This window comes from Pseudoalteromonas sp. S554, assembly GCF_005930865.1.
In the GTDB taxonomy this organism is placed as follows: Bacteria; Pseudomonadota; Gammaproteobacteria; order Enterobacterales; family Alteromonadaceae; genus Pseudoalteromonas; species Pseudoalteromonas marina.
The window spans coordinates 65,919-88,631 of the sequence record NZ_PNDV01000034.1 but is presented as its reverse complement, the minus strand read 5'-3'; the positions used below and the strand labels follow the sequence as shown (position 1 = coordinate 88,631).

Below are 22,713 nucleotides of genomic sequence, written 5' to 3'. Positions count from 1 at the left end.
GTATCTCTAACAATCCTTTTAAGTTGTTATAGTTAATACTAGCAGATGCTTATAAATAAGGCGTAAATGTTACAGCCTAAATTGCTCGCCTAAATATACATCGCGTACAGTTTTATCATTTAATACGTGTTCAGGGGTACCAGAAGCAATCAGTTCCCCATGAGAAACAATGTAGGCTTTTTCGCAAACATCAAGGGTTTCTCTTACATTGTGGTCTGTTATTAATACGCCAATCCCACGGTTTTTCAGGTGTTCAATAATTTTTTTAATATCTAATACTGAGATAGGGTCAACACCGGCAAATGGTTCGTCTAACAAAATAAACTTTGGATCTGCGGCTAAAGCACGTGCAATCTCCACTCGGCGACGTTCTCCGCCCGATAATGCCATGCCTTTGCTGTCGCGAATGTGTTGAATGCTAAATTCATCTAATAGATTATTCAATGTATCTTCTCTGGCTTGTTTAGTGAGCTCCTTTCGAGTTTCTAAAATAGCCATTAAGTTTTGATACACTGTTAATTTTCTAAATATAGACGACTCTTGTGGTAAGTAGCCAATGCCTAATCTAGCACGACTGTGCATAGGTAAAAGCGTAATATCGTTATCATCGATAGATATTTTGCCTTTGTCGCTAGGGACTAAGCCTACAATCATGTAAAAGGTTGTTGTTTTACCTGCGCCGTTTGGCCCAAGCAAGCCTACAATACTGCCAGCTTTAACTTCTAAGCCCACATTTTTTACAACTTCACGGCCTTTGTAGCTTTTGGCTAGTAGCTCTGCTTTTAATGTGCTCATGGTTGGCCTTTGTCATTTTTTTTAGGCTCCACAGGCACTAAGATAGTGTGTACACGGTCAGTTGAGCTTTCATCTTTTTCGGCGCTAATAAGCTGCTGTTCTATATCGTAGGTAATGCTTTTAGCATTCATTTTTTGCCCAGCTTGAGATATCTCTGCATCTCCAATTAATGTTAAAAAACGCGTTGAAACATCGTATCTAACTTCATTAGCGCTGGCGCTCATTATTGTGCCGTCGGCTTGTTTTTCTTCAAAATATGCAGGCGTACCTGTGGCAATTAACAATTGCTTGTTGTCGCCTAGCTCATCGCGCTTGTGAACCTCAAGGCGGTCTGCGGTAATTTTTCTGTCGCCATGAATAATTTCAACATTTTTTTCAAAGATACCTACGTTTTCTTTTAGTTGACCCTCTTGTTTATCCGCACTAATCGAAATTTGATTTGCAGAAATTGGCGCTGTTGTTTCAGCGGCATTAGTACCTAATGCAAGTAAAAATGTTGGAATAATAAAGAGTGTTGATAGTTTATTGGTCATAATAAATAGTTCGCGTATGGTTAATTAATTTTATCACTTCGGTTTTTAAATCGGCTTCTAAGCCTTTACCGGTGATTTTTAAATTGGGCCCTGTAACAATGACAGGCTGCTCTGATTGCATCGTTAGTAATTTTATATCTACCTGAATGTTATCAGCATTAATTTTATCTATCATTGCGTTATCAGTTAAATTACTAGCAACAACGTTACCTTCTAATATTAGTTGTCTGCCTTCGTATAATGTTGCTTCATTAGCGTTAATTCGCCATGTTTGTTTGTCGTTGTATAGCGTAAAAATAGGTTTATCAAAAAAGGTAAACCCTAATTCTTGATATAGCTCCATTCGCGCTGCCGTTACTTTATGGCTGATTTTCCCATTTTCGTCATACGCTGTTTGTTTTAGCTCTATGGCTGTGTAATCGGGCTTTGCAATTATGTCTGCTTCGGTTTGTTGTGGTAAATTTACTTGTGTGAAATAAGGGTACCAAAGCCAAACCATACAGCTGATGAATAAAACGCTTAATATTATGCGCGCTGCATTCATGAACTAGTCCCTTTTGTGGTCAAAGGTTTGTTATTTTCAAGCATTAGCAGGTCGGTTAGTTCTCTCACTGCACCAAAGCCACCTGGCATTTGTGTTGTATAATGTGCTAAACGTTTTATTAGCGGATGTGCGTCATTTACTGCAACAGCAAACCCTACTAACTCCATCACTGGCATGTCTGGGCCATCATCGCCAATGTAGGCAATTTGCTCATCATTTAAATTGAGCTTTGTTTTTAGTTCTTCGTAAGCGAGTAATTTATTTTCTTGGCCTTGGTATATATGTTGTACTGTTAAGCTTGTCATACGCTGTTGTACTATTTTTGAGTGGCGTCCTGTAATTACCGCAACTTCAAAGCCACTATTAATTAGCGCTTTAATGCCAAAGCCATCTTTTGTATTAAATGCTTTGAGCTCTTCGCCTTGGTTACCCAAATAAATGCGACCATCAGAAAACACACCATCAATATCACAAATAAGTAGCTTTACTTTTTTTGCACGTGCTTTTGCGTCTTCACTCAATGGTTGATAGAGCTCTTCAAATTGCATTTATAATACTCCTGCTTTTAGTAAGTCTTGCATATTTAATGCACCAATAGGGTGGTTTTGCTCATTAACGATGATTAAACCATTAATACGCTTTTGCTCCATAATATTAAGTGCTTCAGCGGCCAAAATATCTTGCGTTGCCGTTGTGCAGGACTTGGTCATTACAACATCTATTTGTGTTGTATGTATATCAATTCGTTGTTCTAAAATACGACGTAAATCACCGTCGGTAAAGAGCCCTACAAGTTGTTGCTGAGAATCAACTATGGCTGTCATGCCTAAGCCTTTTGCCGACATTTCTATCAGTGCATCTTTTATAGTTTGAGTAACGTTAATAATAGGTGTGTTTTTACCGCTATGCATGACATCTTTTAGGGTCAGCAGTAAACGTTTACCTAAACTGCCGCCGGGGTGAGATAGCGCAAAGTCATCAGCTGTAAAACCGCGAGCTTCTAACAGTGCAACCGCCATGGCATCGCCCATTGCAAGTGTTGCTGTTGTGCTTGCTGTAGGGGCTAAGCCTAACGAACAGGCTTCTTTTTGTACTTTTATGCAAATATGTACGTTTGCAAGCGTTGCCATTGTTGAGCTAGCGTTGCCTGTCATGGCTATCATTTTTGCGCCGAGGCGTTTCAAAACGGGAATTATATTGAGGACTTCGCTTGTTTCACCAGAATTAGAAATTAGCATAACCACATCATTTTTAGTGATCATACCTAAGTCGCCATGACTTGCCTCACCGGGGTGTACAAAAAATGCAGGGCTGCCAGTACTTGCTAACGTCGCCGCTATTTTATTGCCAATATGACCCGATTTTCCCATGCCTATAACAATAGTTCGGCCTTGGCAGTCGTATATTAACTGACATGCTTGATGAAAATTTTCATCCACATATTGTGCAATATCACTCAATGCTTGGCGCTCTATGTCTAATACACGTAGGCCTTGTTCAATAAAATTTAGCGTTGCCATTACTTACCCTACTTGACTGAAAATATACCCTTGGTAGCCTAAAAAAGCGATTAATAATAAGCCGCCCTCTACTCTATTGATGCGCTGAGCACCTCTAAAGTTCAATGACATGATAATAAGTGCGACCGTGGCACCAATCATAATAAGTATGTCGCGGTTAGCAACAGACGGGTCTATAACAGAAGGGTTAATAATGCCTGCGAAAGGCAGCACGGCAAGAATATTAAAAATATTAGAGCCAACAATATTACCCAGTGCTAAGTCATCTTCATTTTTAAGAACCCCCGCAATTGAAGCTGCAAGCTCTGGCAAGCTAGTACCTATTGCAATAATTGTTAAGCCAATGACTAAATCGCTTAGGCCAAAATATTTTGCAATATCGACCGCTGAATCTATTAAAAAATGTGCACTGACAGGAAGTAAGACCATACCAATAACTAACCAAATTACTGCTTTTTTTGTTGGTACGTCATTGGGTACTTCATCACATGCTTCTGATACAAATGGGTCTGTTTGATTTTTAGCACGTAGCGAAACAATAATCAGCCCGCCAATAAAGACGACAAAACCAATTAATAAGGCAACGCCTTCAGCAAGCGAAAAGTAGTTATCTGAAAAAATATACCAAGTAGCTAGAGATACAATAAGCACTAACGGGATTTCACGTTTTAATGTACTTGAAGAAACGCTAAGAGGCCTAAATAAAGCAGTAATACCTAATACCAGTAAAATATTTGTGATATTTGAGCCAATTGCGTTACCTACCGCTGTGTCTGTTTTTCCAGCCAATGCAGCAGAGGCTGATACCATCATTTCAGGTGCTGATGAGCCCATGGCAACAACAGTTAAACCAACAATTAAGGTTGGTACGCCAAAGTTTTTAGCCAGTGCGGCCGCACCATAAACAAACCTGTCAGCACTCCAAACTAGGGCTGCAAAACCAAGAATCAAAATAACAAACGAGGTAACCATTGTATTAAGCCAGTTATTCAAAATAGGAATGGCGCGAATAGTAACAAATGCCACGATGAAAGTATAAATAAAAGAGTAAGGTCAACTACGTAGACTAATTCATTTTACTAAATTAATTAGTCGGGGCTGTTAGGCTTTCAGTATTAAAGTTTTGCTGATGTATGGGGAATAACTACACCACTAGGTACTAACTTGCCAAAATTCTAAATGGGTTGCTGAAAATTTAACCTTAATAGGTAACAGACCCTAGTTTAAGTGTTGGTTAAGTGAAGATGAGTGAGTCTAAATGTGTGTTTTAAACGTACATTACAAAATCTTACGAATTGTTTTTTCCATATTGGATCAAAAAGATTTAAAATAGGGGCACTAGTGAACATTTTTATGGAGAGCGACTTGTCGCAATCAATAGTAGAAGTCAAGGATGTTAGCTTTTCCAGGGGCGATAGGGTCATATATAAAAATATGAGCTTTAGTGTGCCTAAAGGCAAAATCACTGCGATTATGGGGCCAAGCGGTATTGGTAAAACCACGATGTTGCGTTTAATTGGTGGCCAATTAAAACCTGATTCGGGTGATATTTTATTTGAAGGTGGCAGTATTCCTTCTATGACGCGTTCAGAATTATACGAAGCGCGTACAAAAATGAGCATGCTATTTCAAAGTGGTGCCTTGTTTACCGACATGTCTGTGTTTGACAATATTGCTTTTCCGATTCGTGAGCACACAAAACTAAGTGAAGATCTTATTCGTTTAGTGGTGTTAATGAAGCTGCAGGCTGTGGGTTTACGCGGAGCTAAAGATTTAATGCCCTCAGAGTTATCAGGTGGGATGGCAAGGCGTGCTGCTCTTGCTCGCGCAATAGCGCTCGATCCAGAGCTCATCATGTATGACGAACCGTTTGCTGGCCAAGATCCTATCTCAATGGGCGTGCTTGTAAAGTTAATTAAATCGCTCAATCAAGTATTAGGTTTATCGTCTTTAATTGTGACCCATGATGTAACTGAAGTAATGAGTATTGCCGATCACGTTATTATTATTGCCGATCAGGGCGTGATAGGCTCAGGTACGCCAGATGAAATGCGCAATCATGAATCTGAGCTAGTTCAGCAATTTTTAAAAGGTTTGTCTGATGGTCCTGTGCCATTTCATTTCCCCGCGCAAGCCTATGCAGATGAGTTGCTTGGAGAAAAAGCCTAATGTTGGATTTGTTTCAAAAGTTAGGGCATAAAACTCTGGGTCGCTTTGCTGCCCTTGGTCGCTCAGCTTACATGTTGTTCAGTGCACTCGCGCATGTTCCTAATTTTAAAAAAGGCACTCCGCTGCTTGTTCGCCAGCTTTATATGGTGGGTTCGCAGTCGCTGCTTATAATTATGGTATCGGGCTTGTTTATCGGTATGGTACTCGCATTGCAAGGCTACACCGTATTAGTAGGGTATGGTGCTGAAGATAGCTTAGGGCCACTTGTAGCACTGAGTTTATTACGTGAGCTAGGCCCTGTTGTTACTGCGCTATTATTTGCTGGGCGTGCAGGCAGTGCACTTACCGCAGAAATAGGCCTAATGAAAGCCACCGAACAATTATCATCATTAGAGATGATGGCAATTGATCCACTTAAACGTATTATCGCACCTCGCTTTTGGGCTGGTTTTATTAGCATGCCTTTACTTGCAATTATATTCTCTGCCGTTGCAATTATAGGGGCTCATTTAGTTGGGGTTGATTGGTTAGGTGTAGATACCGGTAGCTTTTGGTCAATTATGCAATCGCAAGTGTCGTTTCAGGCTGATGTACTAAACGGCATAATTAAAAGCTTTGTATTTGCAATAGTGGTTACTTGGATTGCACTTTACAAAGGCTATGACTGTGTTCCAACGTCGGAAGGGATCAGCAAAGCAACTACCGAGACAGTTGTACACTCGTCATTGGCCGTTTTAGGTTTCGACTTTATTTTGACAGCGGTAATGTTTACCAGCTAATTAGGGTATAAATAATGAATTCACGGAAATTAGAAATTTTAGTTGGCTTTTTTGTAGCGCTTGGCATTTTAGCTTTTGCTATGTTAGCGCTTAAAGTAGCGAATGCAGGTATTAGTGGCTCAGGCGAAACCTATTCACTCAATGCAAAGTTTGAAAATATTGGCTCATTAAAAGCACGAGCCCCCATCAAAGTAGGTGGTGTGGTAATTGGTCGCGTTGAGTCAATTTATGTTCATCCAAAAGAGTTTTTACCTGTGGTTGATATGACTATTGATGCGCAATACTTATGTCGTTTTTCAGATACAAGCTCTATATCCATACTTACATCGGGTATTTTAGGCGAGCAATACTTAGGTTTAAATCCTGTTATTGCCTCCAGTTCAGCTGAACAGCGCTGTTTAGGTGAAACAGTAACCAACAATGAACAAGATACAGCAATTGATGATTTATTTGGCGTAGAAAGTAAGGCGTTAGGTAATGGGGATTCAATTATTGATACTAAGTCTGCCATTGTGTTAGAAGAATTAATTGGGCAGTTTTTATTCAACCAAGGTAGTGAGTAATTATTATGTTGAAAAAGTATTTAGCTATTATAACGCTTAGCGCATTGAGCCTAATGCAAACGGTGAGTGCTGCAGAAGTAAAGTTAGACGATCCAAATAAAATGGTGCGCAAGGTTTCAGAGTATACATTTGACCGAATCAAAAAAGATCAACCATTGATTGTTAAAGATCAAGAGTATCTTCGCGTTATCGTTGAAGAAGAGTTGATGCCCTATATTGATTATAAATACGCAGCACTGCGTGTATTAGGAAGTGAAGTATCTAAAGTGCGCGCAATCACAGATGATGCTGAAAAAGCACAAGCAATTAAAGATATTCAGCGCTTTATTGACGTGTTTAGAGAGTATTTAGTTGCTACGTATGCAGGTGTATTTACCCAATATACTAACCAACACGTTGAATTTGGTGCACCGCAACCATTTAAAGGCCAGGATGTGGTTGTAGTAAAAACAAAGATTATCGAAGATGGTAAGCCAGATATCCGCATTGATTTTAAAGTTCGTGAAGATCGTAGTGGTCAGTGGCGTGCATACGACATGATTGCTGAAGGGATAAGCTTGTTAGATGCTAAGCAAAGTGAGCTACAAGGTATTTTGCGTCAGCAAGGTATTGATAAGGTAAGTGACCTTTTAGAGCAAAAAAGTAAGCTTCCAGTTCAATTTAGAGGCAGTAGCTCGAATGACTAAATTGGCGATAAGCCAAATTGATGATCAACAGTTTCGAGCGAGCGGCGAGCTCTCTCGAAATTCAATTGGCGATGAACAACTTCTGAACAAGCAGCTACAAACTAAGCATAAAACCATCTATTTTGACCTAAGTGGGGTGTCAAGGGTTGACACAGCCGGCTTAGCTTGGTTAATTCACTCTTTTGCAGAATTAAAGCAGCAAGGTATTCGCCTTGAATTGCAAAATCCACCTGAGCAATTGCAAAATTTAATGCAATTGGGTCAAGTTACAACCCTATTTGAGTGAGAGTTATGGAAACTAGCCAAGTCGAAACATTATTACGCGAAGAACTTCAATTAGCAGAAGTTCATGTAAAAGCCAATGGAAGCCATTATGAAGTTGTTGCCGTGGGTGAGTGCTTCGACGGTTTAAGCCGAGTTAAAAAGCAACAGCTAGTATATGGTCCACTAATGAATACTATTTCAGACGGTACTATTCATGCAGTTTCTATTCGTGCTTTTACACCGACTGAGTGGAAACGCGAACAAAAATTTATTTTACCGCAATAAATAGGGCCTCCTAATGGATCAATTTGTAATTCAAGGTGGCACTTCACTTGCTGGTGAGGTGACTATTTCTGGTGCTAAAAACGCAGCACTGCCTATTTTATTTGCCTCACTTTTGGCCGACGGTAAAAGTACATTTACCAATGTGCCACGCTTACGCGATATTGTAACTACAGAAGCTTTGCTAAAAACATTAGGTGCAGATGTAAATTGGCAGAGTGATACCCTCGTCATTGATGGTGCAACTGTTGATAAAACGTTGGCCCCATACGATTTAGTAAAGCAAATGCGCGCGTCTGTATTAGCATTAGGGCCTTTAGTTGCTCGCTTTGGTGAGGCACAAGTTTCATTGCCAGGCGGCTGTGCTATTGGTGCTCGCCCTGTTGATATTCATATTCAAGGCATGGAACGTTTAGGTGCGCAAATTAGCGTCGAAAATGGTTACATCAATGCAAAAGTGGATGGTCGCCTTAAAGGCGCTGAGATCTTTATGGAGATGGTCAGTGTAGGCGCAACCGAGAACTTGTTGATGGCAGCAGCGTTGGCCGATGGTAAAACAGTACTTGAAAACGCAGCCCGTGAACCTGAAATTACCGATTTAGCAAATTGCTTGATTGCAATGGGTGCTAAAATTACGGGCGCAGGGACGAGCCGTATTGAAATTGAAGGCGTAGAACGCTTATCCGGTTGTGAACATAAAATTTTACCGGATCGTATTGAAACAGGTACGTTCTTAGTTGCTGCAGCAATGGCTGGCGGTGAAGTATTGTGTAAAAACACAGACTTTCATTCACTTGAACCGGTTATTGAAAAACTGCGCGCGACAAATGCCTTACTTGAAGTGAAAGACGATTCTATTTATCTGGATATGCGTGGTCGTGAGCTTAAAGCGGTGAATGTTAAAACCGCCCCGCATCCAGGGTTCCCAACCGATATGCAAGCTCAGTTTACTGCACTTAATGTAGTGGCTAACGGCAGCGCGACAATTACAGAAACTATTTTTGAGAACCGTTTCATGCATGTGCCTGAGTTACAGCGCATGGGTGCAAACATTCGCTTAGAAGGCAACACAGCAATATGTGGTGAGACTAAAAGTCTTTCTGGCGCTCAAGTTATGGCTACGGATTTACGAGCATCAGCAAGCTTAATCCTTACAGGGATTGTAGCGCAAGGTGAAACAGTTGTTGATCGTATTTATCACGTTGATAGAGGGTATCAGCGTATTGAGGATAAACTCAGCGCGCTAGGCGCTAACATAAAGCGTAAAGCAAGCTAACACGTTTAAATGCTGGTCGGTGTGATTACACCGACCTTTCTTTATTTAGAGTTTGGTTTCAAGCTCAGCCACAGTAACCATTATTTTTTCGATTTTCCCATCTCTATACAATTCAAACTCTATTTCTTTACCTGGTTCAGTATTGCCAATTTTTTCGAGTACCTTTTGTGGATTAGCCACTGAAAGCCCCGCAATTTTTATTACAATATCTTGTTCTTCAATGCCTGCTTGCCACGCAGGCCCTAATGGATCTAAATTTGTAATACGCATGCCGCTCACAGGGGTTAAGTTGTCATTAACCTCTTTGCCTGTACTGTCTACGGCTGTGCCTTCAAACCCTAAGTAACCACGCACTACACGGCCATGACGAATTAGCTTAGCCATTACTTCCTTAGCTAGGGTGTAGGGGACAGCAAAAAAGATGCCTTGAATGTTTAAGTTTTCGCGGGTTTTAAATTGCGCTGAAGTAATACCTACTAAATCACCATTTGAATTAACGAGTGCACCACCGGAATTTCCTACATTAATTGCTGCATCCATTTGCAGTAGGTTATTAAACGGGCTATCGGTGATTTTTTGTTTACCTGTGGCACTAATAATCCCTTGTGTAATGGTTTGCCCTAAGTTGAGTGGGTTGCCAATAGCTAATACAACATCTCCCACGCTAGTCGTATAGTCATCGTTTACGGGTATAACAGGAAGGTGTTCTGCATTTATTTTAAGTAGTGCTAGATCTGTAATTGTATCAAAGCCTATAAGCTGCACATCAAAAAAACGTCGGCCGTCAGTTAAAATCACCATAATGACATCAGCATTATTAACAACATGATAATTAGTAAGTATATAGCCATCTGGCGACATAATAACGCCTGAGCCTAACTCCTGAACGGTGTTTTTTCTTTTGTAGCGGGGCTCCTTTGAAATACTTTCAGAAAAAATAGTAACGACAGACGGGGCTGCGCGCTTTACTGCATCAGAAAAGCTTAAGTGGCTTGCACTCATTGCACTGGGGATAGGAACATTAGGCAGCAGCGCTGCTCTCATATTTGGGCTGAAAAAAACCACTAAAAAAGCAATACTGAGACCTGCAAATAGAGGAGGGAGGACAAATTTAATGAATTTCAGCACAAGTTTCTTATTATTAAAGGAGCAATCCCTTTATGATGGCACAAAAAAAATAACAGCGGCAAGTGCCGCTGTTATTTTTATTACACATATACTGCGATTAATTACTGAATTAGGATAAATATAGACTCACGTCCACGTTTAACGCCTAGTACAATATTACCTTTAGTATTTTCGATGATTTTATTCATATCGCGAATAGTCTCAACACGTTGGCGGTTCACTTGGACTATCATGTCACCTTCTTCTAGGCCTACCCGTGCAGAAGGAGAGCGAGGATCGACAGAGGTAATTTCAATCCCCTTTGCGTTATTTTTCTGAACATTTTCTAATTCAGCCCCTTGAAATGCGGGATGCAGTTCTTCGCCAACCGCTTTAACACCAGATGCACCGTCGAGTGTGACTTTGAGCGTTTTTATTTTTCCATCTCGGTAAATACTGAGCTTTATTTCTCTGCCTTCACCTAATGTAGCAATTTTACTGCGCAGTTCATGGAAGCCGCTTATATCGCTGCCATTAATGCTTACAATAACATCCCCGGCTTTTATGCCTGCTTTACTAGCAGCAGTATCATCCATTACCTGCATTACATAAGCACCTTGTTTAACATCAAGCTGTTGTGCTTTGGCTAAGCCCGCATCAAGTGGACGACCCGATATGCCTAGCGAGCCACGGCGTACTTCACCATGCTCAATAATCTGATCAACCAAGTTTTTCATCATGTTAGAAGGAATAGCAAAACCAATTCCAACGTTACCACCAGATGCACCTAAAATAGCGGTGTTAATGCCAATTAGTTCTCCATTTAAATTCACTAAAGCACCGCCAGAATTACCTTGGTTAATTGCGGCGTCTGTTTGAATGAAATCTTCGTAACCTTCAATGTTTAAACCACTGCGTCCAAGGGCACTAACAATGCCTGAGGTGACGGTGTGGCTTAAGCCAAACGGGTTGCCTATAGCAACTGCAAAATCACCGACTCGTAATTGGTCTGAGTTAGCAAGTTTGATTTCTGTCAGGTCATCAGCGTCTATTTGTAGTAGTGCAATGTCAGACTCTTTATCTGTACCAATTTTAGTAGCTTCAAATTCACGTCCATCTTCGAGTGTAACGATCATTTTTTCAGCATCTTGGATCACGTGATTATTAGTAACCACATAACCTTCATCTGCATCGATAATCACACCTGAACCCAAACCACTAAATTGGCGCTTTTGGCTGCGAGGTTGTTGCTGGCCAAAAAAGAACTCAAGTGGATCGGCGCGGCGGCGAACCTCTTTAGAGCCCGAAACCTGAATACTCACAACACCAGGGGAGATTTGTTCAAGCATAGGTGCAAGAGTCGGTAGCTGTTGCCCATTAACTGCTATTGGTAACTTTGCGTAAGACGCTACCGGGCTCATTAATAAGCTTGTAGATAAAATAGCAGCACTGATAAGTGATAATTTCATTTTCATAGTCAAGGTTTACTCCACTTAGGAAAAACAAAAATTAAAAAAGGCTGCATAAGCAGCCTTTTTTTAGTTTGTTAGTAAGATAAAACAACAAAGCTGTTATATCTAAAGACTATGGGGTCAAAAAAAAGTTCATCAAGATGCTTTAGAGCGGTCCTGTACTTTATTTTCACCAGCAAATAAACCAGACTCACCTGACACAAAGTCTGCCGGTTGCGCCTCTGCTGAAGAGCGATCAGAACGACGCTCTTTTAAAGATGCTTGTAATTGCTCTGTTGTTTCTTTTGAAAAGTAAGGGGCTGCTGGTTCTTTATTTCTATCTTCTAACAGTAATTGATTAGTTTCTTCTACATGACTCAAGAGCTGGTTGTAGTTATCTTTCATTTTATTCACAAGCTTGCTGGTGCTTGCTAAATGGTCAGCTACGTCTTGGCGGTATTGCTCAAGTTCGCTTTGCGCTTGTTCCGCTTGCTCTTTTAACTCATCTTGTTTGAACTGTTTTTTAGTAACAAATGCACCAATAAAAAATGCTATAACCGCAACAATAACGATTAAACCTACCCATATAACTGTGCCCATAAACTACCCCTTTGGGAAAATAACGAAAGAATGCTGATTCATTTATAAATCATATTAAGTGTAATATACCCCGAGTTATGATGCGTGTTAATATGCTTTACAAATTAAACTGCGTTTTGACTGAAAATACATATGACTCCTTGGCAAACATATCAACAAGATTTAAAACGAGATGACTTTGTACACGACGCAGCACAAGAAAATGCTGTGCGCCACTTGCAACGTTTATATGATGACCTCACGCAAACAAAACCAAAATCAACAGGTTTTTTCGCTAATTTATTTGGTAAAAACGAACCAGAACCTATAAAAGGCCTGTATTTTTGGGGCGGAGTTGGACGTGGAAAAACGTATTTAGTTGATACTTTTTACGAGGCTTTGCCAAGTGATCGAAAAATGCGCGTGCATTTTCATCGTTTCATGCACCGTGTGCATGACGAATTAAAAAAACTAAATAACACGGCCAATCCACTGGAAAAAGTAGCGGATATATTTAAATCAGAAACCGACATCATTTGTTTTGATGAATTTTTTGTGCAAGACATAACGGATGCCATGTTACTGGGTGGTTTAATGGAAGCGCTTTTTGCTCGTGGAATTGTTTTAGTCGCTACCTCTAATATTGTACCTGACGATTTATATAGAAATGGCCTACAGCGGGCTCGTTTTATGCCTGCCATTGAACTGGTAAAACTCAATACTGAAATAGTGAATGTAGATTCGGGTATTGACTATCGACTGAGAACCTTAGAACAAGCTGAAATTTTTCACAGCCCGCTTGATGAACAAGCTGATAAAAATCTATTTGAATATTTTGATAAGTTGTCTGCTGAACCGGGTCAACTCGATCACCCTATAGAAATAGAAGGGCGCTTAATAAAAACGCGCAAAGTAGCTCAAAGTGTCGTGCTATTCGAATTTAGTGAATTGTGTGAGACTGCACGTAGCCAAGTTGATTACATGGAAATTAGCCGTTTATATAACACGGTAATTATTTCTAATGTAAAACAGCTTGGCCAAAGTAATGACGATGCAGCAAGGCGCTTTATTGCTCTAGTAGATGAATTTTACGAACGCCACGTGACGCTAATTATTTCAGCAGAAAAACCGATTACCGAACTTTACACCCAAGGTAACTTAAATTTTGAATTTAAACGCTGCATAAGCCGTTTACAAGAAATGCAGTCGTTAGAGTATTTAGCAAGAGAACATTTAGCTTAATAAAAATTAGAATGCCGGTCGTTGCGCGCTTCCAACTCTTATTTGTAAATAGCGATAATTTTCTTGTGGGAAAAACAACCGATCGGTAGCAATGTGATTTAAGTGCTGGTATACTCCCGCGTCTGCCACGTTGCGTTCTATGCCTTCATATAGTTTAGCCACTAATGAGCGGCGCAAAAGTCTAAAACTCGAAGGGGTTATAGCAAACTTAGAGCAGTAGTTAATATTAACTACTTGTGGTTTTAATTGAAAAACATTGGATTTTTATAAATGAAAACGTTTGTTGCTAAACCAGAAACAGTAAAACGTGACTGGTACGTAGTTGACGCTGAAGGTAAAACTTTAGGTCGCATCGCTACTGAAATCGCTCATCGCCTACGCGGTAAGCACAAAGCTGAATACACTCCACACGTAGATACTGGTGATTACATCATCGTTATCAACGCTGAGAAAGTTACTGTAACTGGTAACAAATTCAAAGATAAAGTGTACTACGCTCACTCTGGTTTTCCAGGTGGCCTTAAGTCTACTACTTTTGATAAACTTCAAGCTGCAAAGCCTGAAATGATCATCGAAAAAGCAGTTAAAGGCATGTTGCCACGTGGTCCTTTAGGCCGCGCTATGTACCGTAAACTTAAAGTTTACGCAGGTACTGAGCATAACCATGCTGCACAACAGCCTCAGGTTCTAGACATTTAAGGAGCACTATCATGGCAAATCAATACTACGGTACAGGTCGTCGTAAAAGTTCAAGTGCTCGCGTATTCTTACGCCCAGGCACTGGTAACATCGTAATCAACAAGCGCTCTTTAGAAGAGTACTTTGGTCGCGAAACAGCACGCATGGTTGTTCATCAAGCTCTTGAGCTTGTTGATATGACTGAAAAATTTGACCTTTTCATCACCGTTTCTGGTGGTGGTACAACTGGTCAAGCTGGTGCTATCCGTCACGGTATCACTCGTGCACTTATGGAGTTTGACGAGTCACTACGTCCACAACTTCGTAAAGCAGGTTTCGTTACTCGTGATGCACGTAAAGTTGAACGTAAGAAAGTGGGTCTTAAGAAAGCGCGTAAGCGTCCACAGTTCTCAAAACGTTAATCTATACGTTATCAAGAATTCAAAAACCCAGCTTATGCTGGGTTTTTTGTTATTGGCGATAAATTTCTTCTGATTCATTTGAGCTTTAAAAAATTGTTAGCCTAAGCTGTAATTGCAAATTACTGTTTATGATGATCACACAGTGCAATAACGGCGTATTAATTGAACGAAAGGAAGTAAATAGCCAGATAGGTGCAAAAAAGTTAAATAATTATCGTAATTAGTTTAAATCCATCAGTTAATTGATGGAATTTTTTGCTACAATTGGCGTGGAAGTAAAACGATCAAGTTTTATAACACTATGTGTAGTCTTAAAACTTCCGCTTAGTGGAGTTGATCTTGGTCACTACATCGTTTTTACAGAAGTGATATTATTACTTTTCGGCTCGTGCTCGAACTAGCTTAATCAAACCATTGGTGAAATTAATATTTTTCAAGACCTGAGTTGTTAATAACCTTGTTTTAAACAAGGGTTTTAATTATGATCATTTCTATTTTAAAAATTTCGAATAATTAACCTGCTGTAACTGATGTTCTCAATATAGCAAGTGTTGAGAATCGTAAGTGGAGATAAGTGGATGAGCAATGCGCCTGTAGACAATGGCCGACGTCGCTTTTTAACCATAGCTACCTCTGTTGTTGGTGGTGTTGGTGCGGCTGGGGCTGCTGTTCCTTTTATTGCGTCTTGGAATCCAAGTGAGCGAGCTAAATCTGCGGGTGCGCCTGTAGAAGTAGATATAAGCAAACTTGAGCCAGGACAATTAATACGTGTCGAGTGGCGTGGTAAACCTGTATGGGTTGTATCACGAACCCCAAAAATGCTTGAGCAAATGAAAGAACACGAAGGTCAACTTCGTGATCCGCAATCGCAAGAGCCACAACAATTAGAATCATCAACAAATGACTACCGTTCATTACGTCCAGAGATTTTTGTCGCTGTAGGTATTTGTACGCATTTAGGATGTTCACCTAGCTTTTTACAAGGTGGCTTTGGTGAAAAAGTGGAAGGGACTGATGATGGTTTTTATTGTCCATGTCACGGTTCTAAATTTGATATGGCTGGCCGTGTTTTTCAATCGGTTCCAGCACCATTAAACTTAGAAATTCCACCATATACTTTTCTTGATGAAACCACTATTTTAGTGGGCGAAGAACAAGGGGTGGCCTAATGTTTGGTAAGATTATTGGTTGGATTGACGACAGAATCCCAATGACACGTGTTTGGAACATGCATATTGCACAGTATCCAGCACCTAAAAACTTTAACTTTTGGTACTTCTTTGGCTCATTAGCAATGTTAGTACTAGTTAACCAAATACTGACCGGTATTTGGCTAACAATGAACTACGTACCGTCTGCTGAAGGTGCATTTGCATCAATAGAATATATCATGCGTGATGTAGATTATGGCTGGTTACTGCGCTATCTGCATTCAACCGGTGCATCAGCATTCTTCATTGTTGTATACCTGCATATGTTCCGTGGCATGATCTACGGTTCTTACCAAAAACCACGTGAGTTACTGTGGTTGTTTGGTATGTTTATTTTCTTAGCCCTAATGGCTGAAGCATTCATGGGTTACTTATTACCATGGGGCCAAATGTCGTTCTGGGGTGCACAGGTAATCATTTCATTATTCGGGGCTATTCCTGTTATTGGTGATGACCTTACACTTTGGATCCGTGGTGACTACGTAATTTCTGGTGCAACGCTTAACCGCTTCTTTGCATTACACGTAATTGCACTGCCATTGGTTATTGTTATCTTAGTATTTTTACACATTGTCGCACTACACGAAGTGGGTTCTAATAACCCAGATGGTATTGATAACAAACGTAAAAAAGGCACGGTTCCTGAAGAAGATAAGCCTAAATTTAAGTTCCATGAATACTACACTGATAAAAAAGACATTATTGATGCGATTCCGTTCCACCCTTATTACACAGTAAAAGATATTGTGGGCGTGGTAGGTTTCTTAATCTTGTTCTGCTGGGTTGTGTTCTTTATGCCTGCTATGGGTGGTTTCTTTTTAGAGGCTCCAAACTTTGAAGCGGCAAACCCACTTAAGACACCGGAACATATATTCCCTGTTTGGTACTTCACGCCATTCTACGCAATCTTGCGCGCAATCCCTGATAAATTAATGGGTGTTGCAGCAATGGGTGCGTCAATTGTAGTACTTGCGTTATTACCTTGGATTGACCGTGGTTCAGTTCGCTCTGTTCGTTACCGTTGTGGTTTCCACAAATGGAACATTGCAGGCTTTGTTGTTACTTTTGTTCTTTTAGGTTGGGTTGGTGCTACACCGCAAACTGACTTTAAAACAATTGTTTCGCAAGTTTGTACTGTGACTTACTTTATGTTCTTCGTACTGTTATTTGTTTACAGTAAGAATGAAAAAACTAAGCCATTGCCTGAGAGGTTAACGAAATGATGAAAAAACTAATAATTGGTTTATTCGCTTTATCAGTAAATATGTTACCTGCAATGGCGGCAGGCCCGTCAGTTCCACTAATGGACGCGGGTAACGATATATCTGATCAGCCATCTTTGCAGCGCGGCGCTAAGTTGTTCATGAACTACTGTCTTGGTTGTCACCAAATGCAGTATCAGCGTTATGAACGTACTTTCCGTGATATTGGTATTCCAACGGAAGTTGGCCAAGAGCAGCTTATTTTTGATGGTTCAAAAGTAGGTAGCCATATTAAGAACTCAATGGCTAAAGATGATGCAGCAAAATGGTTTGGTGCGGCTCCGCCGGATTTAACTAATGTTGCACGTGTACGTGGAAGTGACTGGATTTACACGTACTTGAAATCATTTTATAAAGATGAGTCTCGTCCGTTTGGTGTAAATAATACGTTATTTCCATCAGTAGGTATGCCACATGTTCTACAAGAACTTCAGGGTGTTCCTACTCCTATAACTGAAGAAGTAACTGTTGACGGTGTAACAACTGTACATATCACAGGTACTGAAACAGATGGCTCAGGCGAGATGAGTGTAGATGAGTATGACCAAGCTGTTCGTGATTTAACGAATTTCCTAGAGTACGTAGGTGAACCTACTCGACTTGAATCGGAAGCGCTAGGTATTAAGGTAATTGGGTTCTTAGTTATCCTGTTTATCTTGGCATTTATGCTTAAGAAAGAATACTGGAGAGATGTTCATTAATCTTGAACATATTTAAAGGTAATTTTGCAATAGGGGCTTAAGCCCCTATTGCTGTTTTAGTTATTTAATGGAGGTAGGCATGGCCGTAGCTGCCAATAAGCGCCCTGTAATGACCCTTTTCTCTGGGGCTAACTGTATGTATAGCCATCAAGTACGTATTGTACTTGCAGAAAAAGGTGTAAGTGTAGATATTCATTTGGCTGAAAAGGATAATCTGCCAGAAGCACTTCACGAAATTAACCCTTACGGTACAGTGCCAACACTGATTGACCGTGAGCTTGGTTTATATCAGGCAAATATCATCATGGAATACCTTGATGAACGTTTCCCTCATCCTCCACTAATGCCTGTTTACCCGGTAATGCGTGGTCGTAGCCGTTTAATGATGCACCGCATTGATACTGATTGGTACAGCTTAGCTGCTAAAATCAGCAATAACACATCAGATGCAGCACAAGCTCGTAAAGAGTTAACCGAGGCATTACTTGCAGTAGCTCCTATCTTTAGCGAAGCTCCTTACTTTATGAGTGAAGAGTTTAGCTTAGTAGATTGTTACTTAGCACCACTACTATGGCGTTTACCTGAGTTTGGTATTGAGCTTAATGGTGCAGGCTCTAAAGAGATGAAAGAGTACATGATCCGTTTATTCGAACGTGAATCATTCCAAGCCTCTTTAACTGAAGCTGAGCGTGAGATCCGTTTATAATGACGCCTAATCGTCCTTATTTATTACGTGCTTTTTTTGATTGGATAGTCGATAACGAATGTACGCCACATATTGTGGTGGACGCTGGTTTTGCGAATGTGCAAGTGCCTACACAATTTGTGCAAGATGGACAAATAGTGCTTAACATTAGCCCATCAGCAGTAACACAGTTTTCGTTAGACCTAACCCAACTTAGTTTTAACGCGCGTTTTGGCGGTCAGCCAATGCAAGTTTATGTACCTTTAGGTGCTGTGCTTGCAATTTACGCCCGTGAGAATGGCGAAGGTACAGTCTTTACTGCAGACGAGTTTGTAGAGGACGAAGACGAGTTTGATACAGGGCTAGAAAGTGTTGATTCATCTGAGTATATAGATGAAACACTGCCAGAAAAACCTGAAAAGAAAAAAGGCTCACATTTACGTGTTATAAAATAATATGTAGATTACAAAAAAACCGCTTAAAAGCGGTTTTTTTATCGCTGTAATTTAGTGGCTTTTAATTAATATATTCAAATACCTTTACTACTCGCTCAACGCCCGACACATTACGTGCAATATCAACTGCACGATTAGCTTCATCTTGAGACACCAAGCCCATCAAATACACCTCAGCGTTTTCTGTAACCACTTTAATGTTATTGCTACTAATATCTTTAGCTGCTAGTAACTGTGCTTTTACCTTTGAGGTAAGCCACGAATCATGAGTTTGAGTTGTTATACCAATATTTGAACCAATACGAAGTTGGTTATGAATTTTACGAATGCCGGCAATCGCTTCTACGGTTATTTGTGCTTCGTTTTTCATTTCCTGATTAGCAACTTGACCAACAAGCAAAACAATACCATTGACACTTATAGCGTTAACTCGAGCAGACTTTTCTAGGCGTTCAACTTCACTAATAGCAATGCTAGCTTTAATTTCTATATTGTTATCATCGATTTGAGAGCCTATAGTGCGACGATCGTTTGCAGCGGTTACTGCACTGGCAGTGCCGGCTACAACAGCTGCAGCACAGCCTTGTAATAATACAACGGTACCTAAAATAATAAGGGAGCGTTTAAACATAATTTTCATCCTGCGGGAAAAGCGTTAAATCTATAAGTTCACTTAAACAATGTAAGTTAGTTAAATGCGACTCTATAATACGGCTTGGACGTTTAGACGGTGTTCTTATTTCAACATCATTAGGGCCAAGTAAACCTACTAATTCACCGCCATCGTCACCGACCATAACAATGACCTTCATATCGCGTGTAAGTGCAGCTTCAACGGCTGAAATTACCTGCTTTTCATTGCCATTAATTGCTAATACCAATAGTAAGTCACCTTGTTGAGCGAATGCACGGATTTGACGGGCAAATGTATCGTGATCATCACTGTGATTGTTCTGCCCAAGATTTATATTTTCTTGTGACAAAGCAATAGCAGGCAAGCAAGGACGCTCTGTTTCGTAGTGATTGACCAATATACCCGCTATATGTTGCGCAAGCATATGACAGTTAGCTGTCCCGCAACAAATTAACTTATTACCGTTAATAAGGCTTTGTGCAATTGTGAACGCGGCCGATTCAAGCGCACTGGGAAGGACCTCTCCAGCGGCTATTTGAACTTGAATACTTTCTGTGAAAATTTCTTTTATTGTGTCTTGCATAGCCTACCAATTCTTTTTAGTATTTTTAAAATACGTTTTTAAGCCAATTATATGTAGGAGATGATTCTCCGGTTATGGCTACATAGTCAATTCTTAATGCCTGATTTGTTAAGTTTTTAGCTGCTAAGTAATGATGAATACTACGTTTAAGCCGTGCTTGTTTTTGGGCGCTGAGCGCATAATTAGCACCACCTCGAGCATTGTTTTTGCGAAACTTCACTTCTACAAAAACAAGGGTGTTACCCTCTTTCATAATAATATCGAGCTCACCAAAGGGGCAGTAATAATTACGTTCTATAGGTTTTAAACCTTGCGCTACTAGGTATTTTTGCGCTTGTAGTTCGTAGTACTGACCTTTTTCACGACTATTTTGCCACAGCTCTTTAAACCACGACATGCCGCCCCCTTAATTTATCGTTTTTACACCGCTAGCCGACTGCATAAATAAGGGCACAGGGCGTTGTGTTTTTAACTGCACAGACTTAATTTGGCGATTAGTATATTGTGCCCAATCAAGTACGCGTTGTAGGTGCCCATTACTATTAACCGATAACTTACCGCTCAAACCGCTAAATTGATTGCCAGGCATTAAGCTCAACTGCCTAATATCGTTAATAACGAGTACTGCATCGTATGCCATGGCGAATAAGCGCTGGCTAATATCGGCTTGCTCGGGCCAAAGCAAATTATACTGCTCACGTAAGTTATGTTGTGTGATTTGTGAATTAAGCATCCAAGGTAATTCTGTGAAATACAGGCCGTCTAAATCGCCTTTGTCGGTTGAGTCAATTTGCTTACTGTGACTTTTTGAGCTCGCATACAGCGGAATTCGCTCTGAGAATGTACTCACATTTACATCAAGGTAGGGCTTAATTAAGCGTGTTTCTATTGCATCACCTAAAATATAAATTACATCAATATCACTGCGTGAGCGTGTTTCACTTTCAACTTCTTGCTTAAATAAGGCTTTTATTGTTTTTATACGCTCTTTAGATTGATCAACTTCTAATAAGCTACTAATCGTTTTTGGCATGTCTTGATTGTTTTCATAAAAACCAATTTGAGGTTTAGTCTCGCTGTAGCGTTGCCATTGCTGATTAAAAAAATCAACTAAGCGCTGGCCATTCGTATTTTCTGGAGCGAGTAGCATGGGTTTTTGGTATCCCATAGCTAGAAAATGCTCTAAAGCTTGTTCAACTTCGTGCTCTGGGTTTAGGGCAAAATAGTAGTGTTGGAGCGAAATAGTGTCTCCATCGAATGTATTTAAATGCAACGTAGGAATATTGATAAGCGTTTCAGCTGCCGTAAGCTTATCTATGTTCGCTTTAAGTAGTGGCCCAACTACAAAGTCAGGGTTAATTTGGTCAAGTTTTGCTGCAATGTCTGCAGTACTTAAATTTTCATCAATAAAAATAGCTTCATTAATATTTTGTTTATCTAATGCGGCTAAAGCTCCTACTTTTAAAGCATCACCTAGGCGTTCGTTAGGACCTGATTGAGGGAATAACAAAACTAAGCGGTCAATGTTCAAAGGTGCTAATTCAACAAAGTTTTCATCTTGTTTAGGTAACACGGCTCCAGCAGGGTGCCCCACGTAACGGCGTCGCCAATTATTTATTGCTTGATCTAACTCTACACCGCTACCTGCATATACTTGATGGTATAAAGCAAGATTTACCCAGCCTTGTTGAATAACAGAGCCACGGTTAAAACGCTCCAGCGCATAAGAAGAAAGCTGTTTTAGGTTATCCCATAATTGTTGGTCGAGTTGTGGTATATCAATATTATTTTTTGTAGATGTTTCTGATGCTCTAAAAAAATAGGGAGCCGCTTTTTTAGGGAAATTTTGTGAGGCGTAAATACTGGCTGTTAAAAACTGATGCCATGCAAAGTGTTCAGGTTGTATCAGTTGACCATCTAACGATTGTAAAATAATCAAAGACTGGTCATTTTTATTTTGTTGCTTTTGCGCGTATGCAATATAAAGGCGATTTTGAGTTTGATCGACACTCGCTGTTAACTCTAGGTCGCTACCAATTTGCTCTAATAATGGCCAGTTCTTCTCAGAAATAGCAGCATCACGTGCGCTATACAATAATTGTATTTTATCTGCACCTTCGCGATTTACGGCCAATTGATAGATAGATTGAGCATTAGTCGCTTGATTTTTTAGCGCATTAGCACTGCTGCTGAAGTTATCGCTTTTTTTAATTGGTTTTTCGGTTGTGCTACACGCCGATAACCCTGACAATATAATTAATAGACCAACTAGTTTAAGTCGCACAATGATTT

28 protein-coding genes are annotated in these 22,713 nt (G+C 40.1%); 15 read left to right on the top strand and 13 right to left on the bottom strand.

Going from position 1 to position 22,713, the window contains the following annotated elements; translation table 11 throughout:
• Positions 1-69: 69 nt before the first annotated feature.
• The 6 genes from lptB to CWB65_RS08755 are packed head-to-tail and all read right to left on the bottom strand — an operon-like array spanning position 70 to position 4,364.
• Positions 70-795 carry an LPS export ABC transporter ATP-binding protein gene (gene lptB / locus CWB65_RS08780; protein WP_006792098.1) on the bottom strand — a complete coding sequence of 242 codons (726 nt, stop codon included), beginning with the start codon at positions 793-795 and terminating at the stop codon, positions 70-72.
• Positions 792-1,328, bottom strand: coding sequence for a lipopolysaccharide transport periplasmic protein LptA (gene lptA / locus CWB65_RS08775; protein ID WP_008130303.1), 537 nt, complete (start codon positions 1,326-1,328; stop codon positions 792-794). Before lptA ends, lptB begins: the two co-directional genes overlap by 4 nt.
• Positions 1,318-1,872 carry an LPS export ABC transporter periplasmic protein LptC gene (lptC, locus tag CWB65_RS08770; RefSeq protein WP_008130304.1) on the bottom strand — a complete coding sequence of 185 codons (555 nt, stop codon included), beginning with the start codon at positions 1,870-1,872 and terminating at the stop codon, positions 1,318-1,320. Before lptC ends, lptA begins: the two co-directional genes overlap by 11 nt.
• Positions 1,869-2,420, bottom strand: coding sequence for a 3-deoxy-manno-octulosonate-8-phosphatase KdsC (kdsC, locus tag CWB65_RS08765; RefSeq protein ID WP_008130305.1), 552 nt, complete (start codon positions 2,418-2,420; stop codon positions 1,869-1,871). The genes lptC and kdsC overlap by 4 nt, the downstream gene beginning before the upstream one ends.
• Positions 2,421-3,392: a KpsF/GutQ family sugar-phosphate isomerase gene (locus CWB65_RS08760; RefSeq protein WP_006792102.1), complete on the bottom strand. Its 972-nt coding sequence runs from the start codon at positions 3,390-3,392 to the stop codon at positions 2,421-2,423. It lies immediately after the preceding gene.
• Between the two features lie 3 nt (positions 3,393-3,395).
• Positions 3,396-4,364: a calcium/sodium antiporter gene (locus CWB65_RS08755; RefSeq protein ID WP_033019047.1), complete on the bottom strand. Its 969-nt coding sequence runs from the start codon at positions 4,362-4,364 to the stop codon at positions 3,396-3,398.
• 381 nt (positions 4,365-4,745) lie between these two features.
• Between CWB65_RS08755 and CWB65_RS08750 the strand changes: the two genes are divergently transcribed.
• Genes CWB65_RS08750 through murA form a run of 7 tightly spaced genes read left to right on the top strand, consistent with a single transcriptional unit; the run spans position 4,746 to position 9,411 of the window.
• The gene (locus CWB65_RS08750; protein ID WP_074210176.1) at positions 4,746-5,561 is read left to right on the top strand and encodes an ATP-binding cassette domain-containing protein; all 816 of its coding nucleotides are present in this window, start codon (positions 4,746-4,748) and stop codon (positions 5,559-5,561) included.
• Entirely contained in the window at positions 5,561-6,340 is a 780-nt protein-coding gene (gene mlaE / locus CWB65_RS08745) for a lipid asymmetry maintenance ABC transporter permease subunit MlaE (protein WP_006792105.1), read from the top strand. Before CWB65_RS08750 ends, mlaE begins: the two co-directional genes overlap by 1 nt.
• Positions 6,341-6,354: 14 nt before the next feature.
• Positions 6,355-6,903 (top strand): outer membrane lipid asymmetry maintenance protein MlaD, encoded by a 549-nt coding sequence (gene mlaD, locus CWB65_RS08740; RefSeq protein ID WP_008130311.1) that lies wholly within the window; start codon positions 6,355-6,357, stop codon positions 6,901-6,903.
• A 5-nt stretch (positions 6,904-6,908) separates the two neighbouring features.
• A complete protein-coding gene (locus tag CWB65_RS08735; protein ID WP_008130312.1) occupies positions 6,909-7,589 on the top strand; it encodes an MlaC/ttg2D family ABC transporter substrate-binding protein in 681 nt (226 codons plus the stop codon).
• On the top strand, positions 7,582-7,875 hold the full coding sequence (locus CWB65_RS08730) for an STAS domain-containing protein (RefSeq protein WP_006792108.1): 294 nt from the start codon (positions 7,582-7,584) through the stop codon (positions 7,873-7,875). Before CWB65_RS08735 ends, CWB65_RS08730 begins: the two co-directional genes overlap by 8 nt.
• A 5-nt stretch (positions 7,876-7,880) precedes the next feature.
• Positions 7,881-8,138, top strand: coding sequence for a BolA family protein (locus CWB65_RS08725; RefSeq protein ID WP_006792109.1), 258 nt, complete (start codon positions 7,881-7,883; stop codon positions 8,136-8,138).
• Between the two features lie 13 nt (positions 8,139-8,151).
• The gene (gene murA, locus CWB65_RS08720; protein ID WP_008130314.1) at positions 8,152-9,411 is read left to right on the top strand and encodes a UDP-N-acetylglucosamine 1-carboxyvinyltransferase; all 1,260 of its coding nucleotides are present in this window, start codon (positions 8,152-8,154) and stop codon (positions 9,409-9,411) included.
• Between the two features lie 45 nt (positions 9,412-9,456).
• On the opposite strand, the gene CWB65_RS08715 is transcribed toward murA, so the two are convergent.
• The 3 genes from CWB65_RS08715 to CWB65_RS08705 form a co-directional block, all read right to left on the bottom strand.
• Positions 9,457-10,539, bottom strand: a complete 1,083-nt coding sequence (locus CWB65_RS08715) for a trypsin-like peptidase domain-containing protein (RefSeq protein WP_010555666.1) — start codon at positions 10,537-10,539, stop codon at positions 9,457-9,459.
• Positions 10,540-10,640: 101 nt separating this feature from the next.
• Complete coding sequence (locus CWB65_RS08710; RefSeq protein ID WP_008130320.1) at positions 10,641-11,993, bottom strand: Do family serine endopeptidase; 1,353 nt, start codon at positions 11,991-11,993, stop codon at positions 10,641-10,643.
• Between the two features lie 132 nt (positions 11,994-12,125).
• A complete protein-coding gene (locus CWB65_RS08705) occupies positions 12,126-12,569 on the bottom strand; it encodes a Z-ring associated ZapG family protein (protein WP_008130322.1) in 444 nt (147 codons plus the stop codon).
• A gap of 132 nt (positions 12,570-12,701) precedes the next feature.
• Between CWB65_RS08705 and zapE the strand changes: the two genes are divergently transcribed.
• From zapE to CWB65_RS08665, 8 genes are all read left to right on the top strand, one after another.
• Positions 12,702-13,790, top strand: a complete 1,089-nt coding sequence (gene zapE / locus CWB65_RS08700) for a cell division protein ZapE (RefSeq protein WP_008130324.1) — start codon at positions 12,702-12,704, stop codon at positions 13,788-13,790.
• Between the two features lie 270 nt (positions 13,791-14,060).
• On the top strand, positions 14,061-14,489 hold the full coding sequence (gene rplM / locus CWB65_RS08695) for a 50S ribosomal protein L13 (RefSeq protein ID WP_002957960.1): 429 nt from the start codon (positions 14,061-14,063) through the stop codon (positions 14,487-14,489).
• A gap of 8 nt (positions 14,490-14,497) precedes the next feature.
• Positions 14,498-14,890, top strand: a complete 393-nt coding sequence (gene rpsI / locus CWB65_RS08690; protein ID WP_086007041.1) for a 30S ribosomal protein S9 — start codon at positions 14,498-14,500, stop codon at positions 14,888-14,890.
• 578 nt (positions 14,891-15,468) lie between these two features.
• Positions 15,469-16,059, top strand: a complete 591-nt coding sequence (gene petA, locus CWB65_RS08685; protein WP_006792117.1) for a ubiquinol-cytochrome c reductase iron-sulfur subunit — start codon at positions 15,469-15,471, stop codon at positions 16,057-16,059.
• Positions 16,059-17,324, top strand: a complete 1,266-nt coding sequence (locus CWB65_RS08680; RefSeq protein WP_006792118.1) for a cytochrome b — start codon at positions 16,059-16,061, stop codon at positions 17,322-17,324. The genes petA and CWB65_RS08680 overlap by 1 nt, the downstream gene beginning before the upstream one ends.
• A complete protein-coding gene (locus tag CWB65_RS08675; RefSeq protein ID WP_006792119.1) occupies positions 17,321-18,064 on the top strand; it encodes a cytochrome c1 in 744 nt (247 codons plus the stop codon). Before CWB65_RS08680 ends, CWB65_RS08675 begins: the two co-directional genes overlap by 4 nt.
• Positions 18,065-18,143: 79 nt before the next feature.
• A complete protein-coding gene (sspA, locus tag CWB65_RS08670; RefSeq protein WP_006792120.1) occupies positions 18,144-18,770 on the top strand; it encodes a stringent starvation protein SspA in 627 nt (208 codons plus the stop codon).
• A complete protein-coding gene (locus CWB65_RS08665; protein WP_138740426.1) occupies positions 18,770-19,204 on the top strand; it encodes a ClpXP protease specificity-enhancing factor in 435 nt (144 codons plus the stop codon). The genes sspA and CWB65_RS08665 overlap by 1 nt, the downstream gene beginning before the upstream one ends.
• 61 nt (positions 19,205-19,265) lie before the next feature.
• On the opposite strand, the gene dolP is transcribed toward CWB65_RS08665, so the two are convergent.
• The 4 genes from dolP to CWB65_RS08645 are packed head-to-tail and all read right to left on the bottom strand — an operon-like array spanning position 19,266 to position 22,705.
• A complete protein-coding gene (gene dolP / locus CWB65_RS08660; RefSeq protein ID WP_008130334.1) occupies positions 19,266-19,835 on the bottom strand; it encodes a division/outer membrane stress-associated lipid-binding lipoprotein in 570 nt (189 codons plus the stop codon).
• Positions 19,828-20,421 (bottom strand): SIS domain-containing protein, encoded by a 594-nt coding sequence (locus CWB65_RS08655; protein ID WP_006792123.1) that lies wholly within the window; start codon positions 20,419-20,421, stop codon positions 19,828-19,830. The genes dolP and CWB65_RS08655 overlap by 8 nt, the downstream gene beginning before the upstream one ends.
• 25 nt (positions 20,422-20,446) lie before the next feature.
• The gene (locus CWB65_RS08650; RefSeq protein ID WP_006792124.1) at positions 20,447-20,818 is read right to left on the bottom strand and encodes a YraN family protein; all 372 of its coding nucleotides are present in this window, start codon (positions 20,816-20,818) and stop codon (positions 20,447-20,449) included.
• Positions 20,819-20,827: 9 nt separating this feature from the next.
• Complete coding sequence (locus tag CWB65_RS08645) at positions 20,828-22,705, bottom strand: penicillin-binding protein activator (RefSeq protein ID WP_138740425.1); 1,878 nt, start codon at positions 22,703-22,705, stop codon at positions 20,828-20,830.
• Positions 22,706-22,713: the final 8 nt, after the last annotated feature.

Coding starts and splice junctions, on each gene's coding strand:
- lptB (WP_006792098.1), bottom strand. CDS start 795: ATGAGCACATTAAAAGCAGAGCTACTAGCCAAAAGCTACAAAGGCCGT.
- CWB65_RS08755 (WP_033019047.1), bottom strand. CDS start 4,364: ATGGTTACCTCGTTTGTTATTTTGATTCTTGGTTTTGCAGCCCTAGTT.
- CWB65_RS08675 (WP_006792119.1), top strand. CDS start 17,321: ATGATGAAAAAACTAATAATTGGTTTATTCGCTTTATCAGTAAATATG.
- CWB65_RS08760 (WP_006792102.1), bottom strand. CDS start 3,392: ATGGCAACGCTAAATTTTATTGAACAAGGCCTACGTGTATTAGACATA.
- zapE (WP_008130324.1), top strand. CDS start 12,702: ATGACTCCTTGGCAAACATATCAACAAGATTTAAAACGAGATGACTTT.
- kdsC (WP_008130305.1), bottom strand. CDS start 2,420: ATGCAATTTGAAGAGCTCTATCAACCATTGAGTGAAGACGCAAAAGCA.
- lptC (WP_008130304.1), bottom strand. CDS start 1,872: ATGAATGCAGCGCGCATAATATTAAGCGTTTTATTCATCAGCTGTATG.
- CWB65_RS08725 (WP_006792109.1), top strand. CDS start 7,881: ATGGAAACTAGCCAAGTCGAAACATTATTACGCGAAGAACTTCAATTA.
- dolP (WP_008130334.1), bottom strand. CDS start 19,835: ATGTTTAAACGCTCCCTTATTATTTTAGGTACCGTTGTATTATTACAA.
- CWB65_RS08750 (WP_074210176.1), top strand. CDS start 4,746: ATGGAGAGCGACTTGTCGCAATCAATAGTAGAAGTCAAGGATGTTAGC.
- CWB65_RS08705 (WP_008130322.1), bottom strand. CDS start 12,569: ATGGGCACAGTTATATGGGTAGGTTTAATCGTTATTGTTGCGGTTATA.
- mlaD (WP_008130311.1), top strand. CDS start 6,355: ATGAATTCACGGAAATTAGAAATTTTAGTTGGCTTTTTTGTAGCGCTT.
- rplM (WP_002957960.1), top strand. CDS start 14,061: ATGAAAACGTTTGTTGCTAAACCAGAAACAGTAAAACGTGACTGGTAC.
- CWB65_RS08665 (WP_138740426.1), top strand. CDS start 18,770: ATGACGCCTAATCGTCCTTATTTATTACGTGCTTTTTTTGATTGGATA.
- mlaE (WP_006792105.1), top strand. CDS start 5,561: ATGTTGGATTTGTTTCAAAAGTTAGGGCATAAAACTCTGGGTCGCTTT.
- sspA (WP_006792120.1), top strand. CDS start 18,144: ATGGCCGTAGCTGCCAATAAGCGCCCTGTAATGACCCTTTTCTCTGGG.
- CWB65_RS08655 (WP_006792123.1), bottom strand. CDS start 20,421: ATGCAAGACACAATAAAAGAAATTTTCACAGAAAGTATTCAAGTTCAA.
- CWB65_RS08680 (WP_006792118.1), top strand. CDS start 16,059: ATGTTTGGTAAGATTATTGGTTGGATTGACGACAGAATCCCAATGACA.
- murA (WP_008130314.1), top strand. CDS start 8,152: ATGGATCAATTTGTAATTCAAGGTGGCACTTCACTTGCTGGTGAGGTG.
- lptA (WP_008130303.1), bottom strand. CDS start 1,328: ATGACCAATAAACTATCAACACTCTTTATTATTCCAACATTTTTACTT.
- CWB65_RS08650 (WP_006792124.1), bottom strand. CDS start 20,818: ATGTCGTGGTTTAAAGAGCTGTGGCAAAATAGTCGTGAAAAAGGTCAG.
- CWB65_RS08710 (WP_008130320.1), bottom strand. CDS start 11,993: ATGAAAATGAAATTATCACTTATCAGTGCTGCTATTTTATCTACAAGC.
- CWB65_RS08735 (WP_008130312.1), top strand. CDS start 6,909: ATGTTGAAAAAGTATTTAGCTATTATAACGCTTAGCGCATTGAGCCTA.
- petA (WP_006792117.1), top strand. CDS start 15,469: ATGAGCAATGCGCCTGTAGACAATGGCCGACGTCGCTTTTTAACCATA.
- CWB65_RS08730 (WP_006792108.1), top strand. CDS start 7,582: ATGACTAAATTGGCGATAAGCCAAATTGATGATCAACAGTTTCGAGCG.